The sequence below is a fragment of the Pseudoxanthomonas gei genome (assembly GCF_010119615.1).
In the GTDB taxonomy this organism is placed as follows: domain Bacteria; phylum Pseudomonadota; class Gammaproteobacteria; order Xanthomonadales; family Xanthomonadaceae; genus Pseudoxanthomonas_A; species Pseudoxanthomonas_A gei.
The window spans coordinates 83,147-94,537 of record NZ_QOVG01000010.1 but is presented as its reverse complement, the minus strand read 5'-3'; the positions used below and the strand labels follow the sequence as shown (position 1 = coordinate 94,537).

Annotated in this window: 10 protein-coding genes; 5 read left to right on the top strand and 5 right to left on the bottom strand. The window is 66.8% G+C overall.

Going from position 1 to position 11,391, the window contains the following annotated elements; translation table 11 throughout:
- Nucleotides 1–8: 8 nt before the first annotated feature.
- The 3 genes from DT603_RS14125 to xth form a co-directional block, all read right to left on the bottom strand.
- Entirely contained in the window at nucleotides 9–2,978 is a 2,970-nt protein-coding gene (locus DT603_RS14125; protein ID WP_162350622.1) for a bifunctional diguanylate cyclase/phosphodiesterase, read from the bottom strand.
- Nucleotides 2,979–3,202: 224 nt separating this feature from the next.
- Nucleotides 3,203–4,198 (bottom strand): GGDEF domain-containing protein, encoded by a 996-nt coding sequence (locus tag DT603_RS14120; RefSeq protein WP_246191850.1) that lies wholly within the window; start codon nucleotides 4,196–4,198, stop codon nucleotides 3,203–3,205.
- A gap of 242 nt (nucleotides 4,199–4,440) precedes the next feature.
- The gene (gene xth / locus DT603_RS14115) at nucleotides 4,441–5,367 is read right to left on the bottom strand and encodes an exodeoxyribonuclease III (protein ID WP_425500985.1); all 927 of its coding nucleotides are present in this window, start codon (nucleotides 5,365–5,367) and stop codon (nucleotides 4,441–4,443) included.
- A gap of 101 nt (nucleotides 5,368–5,468) precedes the next feature.
- Between xth and DT603_RS14110 the strand changes: the two genes are divergently transcribed.
- The 3 genes from DT603_RS14110 to DT603_RS14100 all read left to right on the top strand — a co-directional run bounded on the left by DT603_RS14110 (nucleotide 5,469) and on the right by DT603_RS14100 (nucleotide 7,074).
- A complete protein-coding gene (locus DT603_RS14110; RefSeq protein ID WP_162350621.1) occupies nucleotides 5,469–5,633 on the top strand; it encodes a hypothetical protein in 165 nt (54 codons plus the stop codon).
- A gap of 1 nt (nucleotide 5,634) precedes the next feature.
- Nucleotides 5,635–6,357: an SOS response-associated peptidase gene (locus DT603_RS14105; RefSeq protein ID WP_162350620.1), complete on the top strand. Its 723-nt coding sequence runs from the start codon at nucleotides 5,635–5,637 to the stop codon at nucleotides 6,355–6,357.
- A gap of 81 nt (nucleotides 6,358–6,438) precedes the next feature.
- Complete coding sequence (locus DT603_RS14100) at nucleotides 6,439–7,074, top strand: DUF4142 domain-containing protein (RefSeq protein ID WP_162350619.1); 636 nt, start codon at nucleotides 6,439–6,441, stop codon at nucleotides 7,072–7,074.
- Between the two features lie 450 nt (nucleotides 7,075–7,524).
- Here the strand turns inward: DT603_RS14100 and DT603_RS14095 are convergent, their stop codons facing one another.
- Nucleotides 7,525–8,406 (bottom strand): MipA/OmpV family protein, encoded by an 882-nt coding sequence (locus DT603_RS14095; RefSeq protein ID WP_162350618.1) that lies wholly within the window; start codon nucleotides 8,404–8,406, stop codon nucleotides 7,525–7,527.
- A 215-nt stretch (nucleotides 8,407–8,621) separates the two neighbouring features.
- Here DT603_RS14095 and DT603_RS14090 point away from each other — a divergent pair, with 215 nt between their 5' ends.
- Together DT603_RS14090 and DT603_RS14085 are read left to right on the top strand one after the other, a co-directional pair.
- Nucleotides 8,622–9,098 (top strand): MgtC/SapB family protein, encoded by a 477-nt coding sequence (locus DT603_RS14090; RefSeq protein ID WP_162350617.1) that lies wholly within the window; start codon nucleotides 8,622–8,624, stop codon nucleotides 9,096–9,098.
- 121 nt (nucleotides 9,099–9,219) lie between these two features.
- Nucleotides 9,220–10,731 (top strand): serine protease, encoded by a 1,512-nt coding sequence (locus DT603_RS14085; RefSeq protein WP_162350616.1) that lies wholly within the window; start codon nucleotides 9,220–9,222, stop codon nucleotides 10,729–10,731.
- 256 nt (nucleotides 10,732–10,987) lie between these two features.
- Here DT603_RS14085 and DT603_RS15985 read toward each other — a convergent pair whose 3' ends face one another.
- A complete protein-coding gene (locus DT603_RS15985) occupies nucleotides 10,988–11,272 on the bottom strand; it encodes a hypothetical protein (protein ID WP_211368453.1) in 285 nt (94 codons plus the stop codon).
- Nucleotides 11,273–11,391 lie beyond the last annotated feature (119 nt).

The window sequence follows — 11,391 nt, the reverse complement described above, 5'->3', positions numbered from 1 at the left end:
CCCGGTGGTCAGGCCAGCGTGATTGGGGTCGCTTCGCCCAGCGTGGCCAGCAATTCACCCAGCGGCGCGGGGCGCCCCAGGTGATAGCCCTGGGCCTGGTCGCAGCCATGGGCGCGCAGCCATGCCAGTTGTTCCTCGGTCTCCACGCCCTCGGCGATGATGCCCAGGCCCAGGCCGTGCCCCAGTTCGATCAGGGCGCGGCAGATCGACGCATTGCGCGGGTCGCGGTCGACGTTGTGCACGAAGGTGCGGTCGACCTTCAGGTAGTCCAGCGGCAGGTCGCGCAGGTAAGCCATGCTGGAGAAGCCGGTGCCGAAATCATCGATGGAAATGCAGGCGCCGTCGCTTTGCAGTTCATCCATCAGCGCCGTGGCCAGGTCGGGCCGCCGCAACACCACGCTTTCGGTCAATTCCAGGTGCAAGGCGCCACGTGGCAGCGCGTGGCGCTTGCGCAGCGCGCGCAGCTCTTCGGGCAGCGAATCGGCCAGGAACTGCACGGCCGACACGTTAACCGCGATCGCCACGTCGCCCAGGCCGTGCCGGGCCAGCACGGCGTGCGCACGCGCCGCTTCCTCAAGCACCCACGCGCCAATCGGCACGATCAGCCCGGATTCCTCGCACAGCGGAATGAACTGCATCGGCGGGATGTAGGCGCCCTGGGCCTGGCGCCAGCGCAGCAGGGCCTCCATCGCCACCACCCGCCCATCGCCGAGGCGGCGGATCGGCTGGTAGAACAGTTCGAACTCGTCGCGCGCCAGCGCGTTGCGCAGCTTGCCGACCAGGGCCAGGCGCAGGCTGGCCTGCTCGGCCATGCTGGCGTCGTAGGCCATGGTGGGCAGGTATTCGCGACGTGCCTGCAACGCGGCAAGCGCTGCATGGCCGATCACGTTCTCGGCCGTCTCGTCGTCCACCGGTCCCTTCGCGATCCCGATCCACGCCTCCAGTGGATGGATGCCGCCCTCGGCCTGAACCGGGTCGGCGATCGCGGCGGCCAGGCTGGCGGCCAGGGCCTCGCCGCGACTGCCGTCAAGCGCGGCGATCACGAACGATTCGCCCGGCACGTAGGCCACGTAGCCGTAGCCCTCGCCGACACGGGCGAAGCGCCCGGCGGCCTCGCGCAGGATCGCCTCGCCCGCGCGCCGTCCCAGGGTGGGGGCGACCAGCTCAAGGTCCCGCAACTGCACATAGGCCACCACGTAGTCGCCGCCGGCCGCCGCGCGCGGCATCGCATCCAGGCGCCCGGTCAGCGTGGCCAGGGTCAGCAGGCCGGTGGTGGGATCGTGGCTGGCGCGCCAAGCCAGGTCACGCTCGTGGGTGAGCCGCTCGCTGACGTCCTCCGCCAGCACCAGCCGCGCCTGGCGCCCATTGAACTGGATGCTGCTGGCATGGGAAATCACCGACAGGCTCCTGCCGTCACGGGTGATGTGGGTCCACACGCGCAGCCGGGCCTCTTCGACGGGCTCGCGCATAGCCGCGTGCACGGCTTCGGCGTCGTTGCGCGGGCGGATGTCGAGGATGGTCATGGCGAGGAATTCCTCGCGCGTGTAGCCGTAGTTGCGCAGCGCCGTGTCGTTGACCGCCAGGAAGCGGAAGGTCGTCTCGTCGAATACCCAGATGGGCAGCGGATTGCGGTCGAACAGGTGGCGGAACTGCAACTCGGCCCGTTCCAGGCGCAGTTGCTGGTCGCGCCGCTCGGTGATGTCGACGATGGTGCCGGTCATGCGCATCTGCCCGCGCGTATCGGCGAGCAGCGCGCCACGCGCGCTGATCCAGCGCTCGGCCCCGGACGGCAGCAGGATGCGGTATTCGGAGTGGAAGGCCGAGCCGTTTTCGCGTGCCGCCGAGAACTCGTTGAACACCCGTCCGCGATCCTCGTCGTGCATGCGGTCGAAGAAGTCCTCGAGCGGAAGCGGGCCGGCGACGGGCGCGAACCCGAAAAGCTCGGCGGCCTGTGCCGAAGCGTGGACACGGCCATCATCGGGATCGATCCTCCACACCCCCGAACCCGCCGCCAGCTGCGCCTGGCGCAGCCAGTCGGCCTGGGCCCGCAATTCCTCCAGCATCACCTCGCGCGCCGATTCGGAGGCATGCATGCGCCGCACCAGGTACAGCAGGCCCAGCCAGTACAGCATCATCAGGATCGCCGCGATGACGGCGAAACTTCGCCAGGGCACCAGCACCTCGCGCATGCCGATGCCGGCCGCCACCACCAGCGGATACCCGCTCACCTCGCTGAAACTGGACATGCGCGCCACGCCGTCCAGTCCGCTGGTGAAGGCCATGCTTACCGTGCCGCCGGTACCCAGCGTGGTCGGCAGCGGCAGTTGCCGGCCGACGTTGCCGCGCTGGCTGCCGTAATGCGCCAGCACCACGCCGTCGCGGTCCAGCACGCTGACGGTGCCGTCACGGCCGGTGTCCAGCCGCAGCACCATGTTCTGCAACTCGGTGGTGCGCAGACGCGCCACCAGCCAGCCGTTGCCGGCCTGCAGTGCGATCGGCAGTACCCAGCCGCGGACCGCAGCCGGACGCAGCTTGCCGAAACGCAGGCGCTGCGGCGGGACCGAGCGCTCGGCGCCGGCGATCCAGATCGGCAGCGCGGGATCGGGCGCGACACGTGTCATCGGCGTGCCGGTCGCGTCATACAGGCCGATCGATTCGAGCTCGGCATGCCGCGAGACCACGCCGTCGATGGCGTCGGACAACAGTTGGTGGGCTTCGGCAGGAGCGGTGCTGGCATAGGCATCGGCGTCGGCGGCGATGCCGCTCATTGCCCGCTCGAGGTTGCGCAGCTCGTAGTGCAACAGCCGGTCGGCACCGGTTGCCAAAGCCATGCTCTGGCGCCTTGCCGCCTCGATGCGCGCGCTGCGGTCCTGCATCACCACGACCAGCAGACCCACGCCGAGCAACAACCCCAGCAGCAGGCCTGTGTTGCGTACGGTGCGTGCGGACCGCAGTGGGTTAAGTTGGGGAGGCTGCATCCGCGTCCTTTCGATGGCTCCATGCCGACCATAGCCAACGGGCTGCAATCGGCGCAAGCAAATTCAGCGCAATGGCGGCCGATGGCCCGCACAGACTGGGTCGATGCCGGCCAGGACTACAGGGGCAACGCCAGTCCGACGTGTACTGCGGGGCCGGCCAGCGCGTGAGGCGTGCGCGCTCATTTTTTCCGCTTCCGTGCAGGCAAGCGGTGCGTGCCGCCTGCTCAGCCATCGACCGTGTCGGGCGCGCCCACGATGACCGAACTGTCACGCCCGCCGTTCTTGGCCTGGTACAAAGCCGCATCGGCCAGCGAGAACCAGTCCTGCCAGCGTTCCTCGTCGCCGACCATCGCCCCGCCCAGCGATACGGTGATCCGGCCGCCGGGCCCACGCAGGCCGTTGCGTACGGCCTGGCGCAGGCGTTCGCTGGCAGCGCGAAGGCCGGCGTGGTCGTCCACTACCAGCAGCACCACGAATTCCTCGCCACCGAAGCGGTACACATGGTCGTGCCTGCGCATCTCGAACTTGAGGATGGCGGCAAGGTCGGCGATGGCCGCGTCACCGGCGGCATGGCCGTAGGTGTCGTTGACATCCTTGAAGTGGTCGATGTCGATGATCAGAAGCCCGTAATGGCGGGCACCGACACGCCGTTCCTGCAACGCTTCATCCAGCGCGCTCTCCATCATGCGGCGGTTGGACAGACCGGTCAGTGCATCCAGCGACGCCAGTTCCTCCAGCTGCTGATGGTCGCTGCTGACCCGCAGCGCGAACAGGTAGGCGAACAGCGTGACCAGCGCGGCGGTGACCGCGGCCGATACCCGGTCAATCTGCTGCGAATACATTCCCGGCAGCAGCAACACGGTCGCGGTGAGCAGCAGATTGAAGGCAATCGCCTGCTTGGCGCCGGTAATGAAGAAGTTGGTCATCAACACCAGGTAGATCCACGGCGCCGCCGTCGGGCCGATGATCGCGCAGGCAACGGCACAGCCGATGCTGTTGACGACGCACAGGAACGCGCCTGCCCCGACCGCGCGCCCGCTGCGCAAGGCATGTACCACCGTGCCACCGATCAACAGCGCGATGGCCAGGTCAACCGCAGCCGCGGGCCAGCGGCCCGTGGCCATCCGGTAGACGGCGAAGAGACTGAGAGTGAAGGAGGTGGCGGAACCCAGCAGGGTGATGATGCGGAGTTGCGAGTTGTGGTCGAATCGCTTGAACAAGAGGCTGGGTCCTGGGCGGGCGAAGCGTGGCGCAGCAAGCTGCGTCCACCAGCGGCGTCTGCATTCTAGGCGACCACCGGTCGGCTACCGTGAATAGGCGATCCAGCGTGCAGCTGGCAGGCCTGATGGTCCTGGCGCACGCGGCGCGTCCTGGAGCAGCACCGCGACTACTCCCGCTGATGCTGCTGGCGTCACCAGCAGCCGGCGACCTGGATCCACGGGTCCCGCCACGCTGGCAGGACTCAACGCTTGCGCGACGCGGGCGCGGCCTTCACTGCCTTGACAGTCTTCGTGGCTTTCCCTGCTTTCACCGGCGCCTGGTCCAGGCTGATCCAGGTGGGTGCGTGGTCGCTGGCCTTGGGAAGGTCGCGCACCCAGGTGTCCACGCCGGCCGCGTGCAGACGCGGAGCCAGCACGTCGTTGAGCAGCAGGTGGTCGATGCGCAGGCCGGCGTTGCGCGGCCAGTGCTGGCGGAAATAATCCCAGAAGGTGTAGATGCGCTCATCCGGATGCCGGAACCGCAGCGAGTCGGTCCAGCCCTGCCGCAGCAAGGTCTCGTACCTGGCGCGGCTTTCCGGTTGCAGCAGCGCATCCTTGCGCCAGGACTTGGGGTCGTAGATGTCGAAATCGGTCGGCACCACGTTGAAATCACCCGCCAGCACCACCGGATGCCCGCTTGCGTACAGCGACGCGGCATGGGTGATGAAACGGTCGAACCATTCCAGCTTGTAGTCGAACTTCGGCCCCGGCTGCGGGTTGCCATTGGGCAGGTACAGGCAGGCCACCACCAGCCCGTGCACGACCACTTCCAGGTAACGGCTCTGCTCGTCGGCCGCATCGCCCGGTAGCACGCGCCGGCTTTCCACCGGGTCCACGCCACGTGCCAGCACTGCAACCCCGTTCCAGGCGCTCTGTCCTTTCCAGACCGCGCCATAACCGGCGGCATGTATCTCATCAATGGGGAAACCGGCATCCACCGACTTCAATTCCTGCAGGCAGGCGATGTCCGGTTTCTCCTTCTCCAGCCAGGCCAGCAGATGCGGCAGGCGCGAGCGGATCCCATTGACGTTGAAGGTGGCGACCTTGAGGCGCTTGGCGGGCATGACGTGGAACGCATTGGGCAGGCAGGCGATTCTTGCGCGCCGGTGGAAGCGGCACGTGAAGGCCATCACGCCCGCTTTCCAGCAGCTACGCATATTGCAGGCGACCTTAGATGCGGAGACCCGCCCATGGGCAAACCCTCCTGTTCGTCGCAATGTGACCCAGCGCAATGTCGCCGCACCTGAGCGACCGGCTGGCCCCGCCGATCCTGGTGGGCACGTTGTCGCGACAGATCCGGGCACAGACTCAAGACCGGGCCTTCATCGTCACCACCAGCATCCTGCTGCTCACCCTGGCGGTGGGGCAGCGGGTGATGTCTCGAAGGCGCACCTGAGATGCGGAGGTTCGTGCAGGCGTTCTCGGCCGGCGACGGCTTCGCAGCGGAATTTCCCGCCACCTTGCGCGAGGCGCTTGCCAGCGCGCCTGACCGTTACAACATCGCGGTGCGCAAGCCGGCCAGCGTGATCGTGCTGGAAGGTGATACACCGGTGGTGAAGGAATTCCAGTGGGGATTGATCCCGCGCTGGTCGAAAACTGCGGAGACGCCCTACACCACCGTCACCGCCAGGCTGGAGCGCGCCGCCCACAGCCGCCTGTTCAAGCAGGCCTGGGAAACCCGTCATTGCGTGGTACCGCTGAACGGCTACTACAAATGGGATCGCACGGTGAAACCGGCGCGGCCGTATTTCATCCAGTCCGGCGACGGCCACGCGCTGATGGTGGCGGGACTTTGGGAATGCTGGGAAAAAGGTGGGACGCCGCTGTGCAGCTTCAGCGTGCTCACCCATGCCAATGCAGCGATTCCGCCGCCACTGGTGGCCGACGGACCGGTCTTCCTGCCGCCGGATCGCTGGCTGCGCTGGCTGGATCCGCAGCGCTGGTTTGCCAGGCACTTCCTGCTCAACAGCGAGCAGCCGGTCCTTGAGGCCTATGCGGTGTCGCGCGCAATCCGCGATCCACAACGCGACGATTACCTGTTGCTGGAACCTGCAGACCCGCTGGAAGCGGACGAGGCGCTGGAACAGGATGAAGACGAGTTCAACGAAGAGGATTCATGAGCGCACCGTTTAGCACGCGCTTAACGTCGATGGGGACATGGTTCGGTTACCACGGGCAACAGCACACACGAGGTATAGATCATGAAAATTCCATTAGTGGCCATGAGCCTGCTGACCGTCGCCCTTGCCACCGCGTGCAAGCGCAACGACCCGGCGGACACGCCTGCCGAAGCCGCCGCCAGGACCGAGGCAGCCCAGCCAGCCGCGACAACGGAACCGGCTACCGACACACCGGCCGTCGCGGCGACCCCGGCTGCCGTCACCGCGACTTCCACGCCCGCTGTAAAGGACGCGCTGGTCCTTGGCCTGTTGTCGGCGGTGGACGACCATGAAATCAGGCTCGCGCAGCAGGCTTACGAAAAGAAGGTGACCGGCGCGGTGCTTGACTACGCCAAGCTGATGGAGAAAGAGCATGGCGACAACCTTGCACAGACCAAGACACTGGGCGCGGTGAGCGATGGGCCCGAGGTGCAGGCACTCAAGGACAAGGGCGCCAGCGAACTGGCCGAGCTGGGCAGGAAATCGGGCAAGGAGTACGAGGCCGCCTACGTCGACGCCATGGTCAAGGGCCACACCGACGTGTTGGCCCTGTTCGACACCCGGCTCCTGCTGCTCGGCTCGCCCGGCGCCATACGCAATCACCTTGGCACCACGCGCGAACACCTGGCCATGCACCTGGCTGAAGCACAAAAACTGCAGGGCACGCCCAAGCCGTAAGCGCAGCAGTTCAAGCAACAGCTCCCACATCAATCGGGAGCGACGCGAGTCGCCAAGCCGTGGACATCTGGGCAATCCGTGCTTCGCGACTTGCGTCGCTCCTACACCTGCGCCATGGCTGGCAATCTTGTGTCGCCCTTGTAGATCAGTGTGGCGCGACACTGCCGGCGACGCGCTGCAGACGCGGCACGCGTGTCGCGAACCCGTCACTGCGCTCCTGCTGATCATCACTCCGCGCTACGCCCATGATGTGCCGCGAACGCGGCGTGCAGACGGTACCGGTGCCGACCCCATGATTGTAGGAGCGACGCGAGTCGCGAAGCCCTCGACATTTCAGCAATCCGTGCTTCGCGACTCGCGTCGCCCTACGGTCGCCTACGCCCGCGCCTGCCGCGCGAAGGGCGCGGCCGGCCTTGCGGATGGCATGGCATCAACGCGCCACCGCCATTGTCAGCGAGGCCAGGCGAACGAACGCGACACACCCACGAACAGCGAAGGCACGCCGCGGTCTCCTTCGGCAAGCGGACTATCGACGATGGCGCTGGGCAGCCATTGGTATTTGAATACGCCGAACACACGCCAGCGCTGCGGCAATGCGCGCAGGTAGGCGACGCTGACACTCGGCACCACGGCGCCACCCGGCCGATAGCGCGGCACGCCCGCTGCTTCCTCCTCGGGCAAGGTTCCGTAGTAGTAGTCGGACAACTTGTAGGACCAATGGCTGACGGCCACGCCGGGGGCGAGCAGGCCCTTGCCGGCAGGCACCGCGAAGGAGTAACCCAGCTCCACTTCCCGTCCGCCACTGGCGTTGCTGATGTCGGTGCGCACCTCAAGGCCCAGCCGTCCCGCCGAGCCTTTCCACGCCAGCCCCAGGCCCGCTTCGGCCGCACGCTCGCGGTCGGACAGCAGGCGGCGGTCGATGCCGCGTGCCGCCAGCTGCGCCGCATCCAGGTCACGCGCGTCCCAGTTGTCCAGGCGCGCGGCGAGCAGCAGGTTGAGCTCCAGCCCGTCGCGCTGGAACAGACGCACGCCGCCACTCAGACCGCGCAGGAACAGCCGCTCGCCTTCGTAGCCCAGCACCGGCACCACCCGCGTGCGCGGGTCCTCGCCCAGCAGGATGCCCTTGCTGGAAGCCACCGCCACGCCCAGGGACACGCCGTCGGGTTCAAGCAGTTCATATTGCTCTGGCATGCCCGGCTGTTTTTGCATGGGGTCCGGAAGGGAGGCTTCAGAGGCCACGACCAGCGCATCCGGCTGCAGGGTTTCGGCACGTGCCCACGACGTGGGGCAGGCCAGCCAGCACAGGACAAGCAGCAACCGGTGTGAATTCATGCGTGAAACTCCAGGCAATGGATCGATGGATGGGTAAGGCAGGTCGGCCCGCGACCATAGCGACAGGCATGTGTGCAGGATGGGAAGGACCGGACAGCGTGCTGGCGCAGGCTCCGCGGTGCGCACCACGTCACGCTAACGACACGATTCGCACAATCCCCCGCAGGTCCGCGCGCCAGTCACGGCGGCGAGACGCGCAACCAGGGGAGCACCGCATGGGCGTGACTGCAGAAATCGGCGAGGCATTGGCGAGTGAATTCACCCTGCCCGACGCGGGCGAGATCACCGTGATGGTGGTCCGCCTGCTGACCGCTGCCCTGCTGGGCGGCATGCTGGGCATGGAACGCGAGCGCAAGGGCCGCTCCGCCGGCCTGAAGACGCACATCCTGGTCTCGATTGGTTCGGCGCTGTTCGTAATGGCGCCGTTGTTGTCCGGCATCGCGCCCGCCGACGTCACCCGGGTGATGCAGGGAATCGTCTCGGGCATCGGCTTCCTCGGTGCCGGAGCCATCATCAAGCTGGAGCGCGACGAGCGCATCGAAGGGCTGACCACTGCCGCAGGTATCTGGATGGTCTCCGCCGTCGGCATGGCCGCGGGCATGGGCATGGAGATCATGGCCTTGGCCACGACGTTGATCGCATTGGCGGTGGTCAATGCCCTGCCCCGCATCATGCGCAACGACCAGCGTTGAACATGGGCCGACGTTGCATGCCCGGCACGTAAAACAGCGGTCATTCCGGCCATTGCGCGCAGGCTTGACGCGCCCGTTCGGCGGGCGCCAAATCGCCGGGCCCTCCGCAAAGGAAGTCGCAATGACCAAGCTGCCCGCCCCCGTCGGCATCCGAGTGCTGGCCGCCGCTTTTGCCACCGCCCTGTGCGGATTTTCACCTGCCACTTTCGCGCTGCCGCCGCTGCAGGCGCTTGCGCTTTCCGCCACGGTGCAGGAAGAAGGCGACGAGGACGACGTGGTCGAGGAAGAGCCGGCGGACGATGTCGACGAGGAGCCCGCGGATGAGGAGCCCGCAGACGAAGATCAGGTAGACGAAGCGCAGGCCGATGAGGAGGAGTCCGCCGCTGGGCCGGTGGCGGATGACGACGCGGAAGACCCGCCAGCGGCGCAGCAGCAGGACGAGTCCGATGATGACGCCGACACTGGCGCGGCCAGCGGGAATGACGATGCGAACGCCGATTCCCCCGCGGCCGTACGCGACAGCGCCAGTGCCGACGCCGATGAAGAGGACGCCAACGAAGAAGCGGGCGACGACTACGCCGACGACTCCTGGGCCAGCGGCTGGGTGGTTGATGACGGCAACGAGGCCGACGATGCGATTCCGGTCGACCACAGCGTCTTCGGCAACGACGAGGTGTGGCAGGTCGTCGAGGAAGACGAGGGCGGCCAGGCCGACGCCGATTCGCCCGGCGGCAGCATGCCGACCATCCGCACCAGCAAGCGCACCCCGGGCAAGTCGGATCGCAAACCCCCACGCAGGCCCGGCGATGACGAAGACACGGTGTATTCCTTTGGCGGGCTTCCGGTCACCGCACAGTCGGTGCCGTGGCAGGCGCAGATCCTCTATCCGGCTGCGCCGCCCAGGCCGAACGACAAGCGCCCCGCGTGGCAGCGCCAGCACTATTGCGGCGGGGCTTTGATCGCCCCGGACTGGGTGGTGACTGCCGCCCACTGCATCGACCAGAACGAGGTCGACCAGGGCTTCAAGGTGCGGCTCGGCGCGCAGGATATTTCCAAGGGCGACGGCGTGCTCTACCGGATCGACCGCATCGTCCGCCATTCGCAGTACAACAACGAAAGCAACGACGTGAACCACCCACCGAACATGTACGCCAACGACATCGCGCTGGTGCACATCGTTGCGGATGGAAAGCCGGTGCCAATCGACTCGCGCCGCATCCGGCAGATCCCGCTCAACCAGAAAGCCCTGCCGCCGGCGATCCCTGTCTCGGCCACCGGCTGGGGCGTGACCGGCAGCAGCGAAGCGGCCAACACCATGAACGCGGTGCTGTTGCGCGTCGACCTGCAGGCCATGCCCAATCCGGTCTGCCAGCAACGTCCCGGCTATGGTCCGCAGAAGATCAAGGACGGCGTGTTCTGCGCATCCAACCCGGCCCGGTCCACCTGCCGCGGTGACAGCGGCGGTCCGGTGATCCTGACCAACGGCACTCCATTGCTGGTGGGCATCGTCAGCTGGGGCAAGAAGGCCTGCGCAGGCGACGGACGCCCCGGCGTGTACACGCGCATCGACCGCTATACGCAATGGATCAGCGACGCGATGAAGCTGCCACCAGGAAAGAACCGCTTGCCGTGAAGGCCGTCGCAATCGCCGGGCGAATTCCGCAAAAAGGTTCGTGTCTCCTCCCTCCGTTTGAAAAGAAGCACTACCTGTCTTCCACGCTTTAAAAAAGGGGATTTAAGGTGATTTGCTCTTGTCCGGAAGCTGGATCAAGAGCAAATCCGCAAGGCCCCTGTGGAGAGGGTGCGAGGCAAATGCAGGCGGTGCAGTGCGCGCAAGTGCAACGCCCGCGCTTGCCAACCGGTTACGAGTGCGCCAGAACCGTCGCCACCTAATTGGTCGGCGGCTTGCCGACCTTGTCGCCACCGGAGTGCGGCGTGTCTTCATCTTCTTGGGATTCCGCCGGGGTCGCGTCGGCGGGCGCCACGGGCGTCGCCGCAGGATCGGTGGTGGTGGTCGGCGTCGCGGCGACCGGCTCCGGTGCCGGCTCTACCGCTGGCGCGGCCACCGGCTCTGGTGCAGGCGTCTCGACAACCGGTGCGTCCCCGTCCCGCTTGCAGGCGGACAGGCAGGCGACCAACAGGATGGTGAACAGCGCCAATTTCGTGTGTTTCATGGCAATACCCCTCAGAAGTGATGGAACCAGACCACGCCTTCCCCTGTTCCGGCGACCACTTCCTGTTTGCCGCATCGCATTCTTGCACCGCGCCCTGCCCGCTACAACGTGCATGCCTG

Excerpts from the sequence above, each read along its gene's own strand:
- DT603_RS14085 (WP_162350616.1), top strand. The coding sequence starts at position 9,220 with ATGACCAAGCTGCCCGCCCCCGTCGGCATCCGAGTGCTGGCCGCCGCT.
- DT603_RS14110 (WP_162350621.1), top strand. The coding sequence starts at position 5,469 with ATGTCGCCGCACCTGAGCGACCGGCTGGCCCCGCCGATCCTGGTGGGC.
- DT603_RS14125 (WP_162350622.1), bottom strand. The coding sequence starts at position 2,978 with ATGCAGCCTCCCCAACTTAACCCACTGCGGTCCGCACGCACCGTACGC.
- DT603_RS14095 (WP_162350618.1), bottom strand. The coding sequence starts at position 8,406 with ATGAATTCACACCGGTTGCTGCTTGTCCTGTGCTGGCTGGCCTGCCCC.
- DT603_RS14100 (WP_162350619.1), top strand. The coding sequence starts at position 6,439 with ATGAAAATTCCATTAGTGGCCATGAGCCTGCTGACCGTCGCCCTTGCC.
- DT603_RS14105 (WP_162350620.1), top strand. The coding sequence starts at position 5,635 with ATGCGGAGGTTCGTGCAGGCGTTCTCGGCCGGCGACGGCTTCGCAGCG.
- DT603_RS15985 (WP_211368453.1), bottom strand. The coding sequence starts at position 11,272 with ATGAAACACACGAAATTGGCGCTGTTCACCATCCTGTTGGTCGCCTGC.
- DT603_RS14090 (WP_162350617.1), top strand. The coding sequence starts at position 8,622 with ATGGGCGTGACTGCAGAAATCGGCGAGGCATTGGCGAGTGAATTCACC.
- xth (WP_425500985.1), bottom strand. The coding sequence starts at position 5,367 with ATGGCCTTCACGTGCCGCTTCCACCGGCGCGCAAGAATCGCCTGCCTG.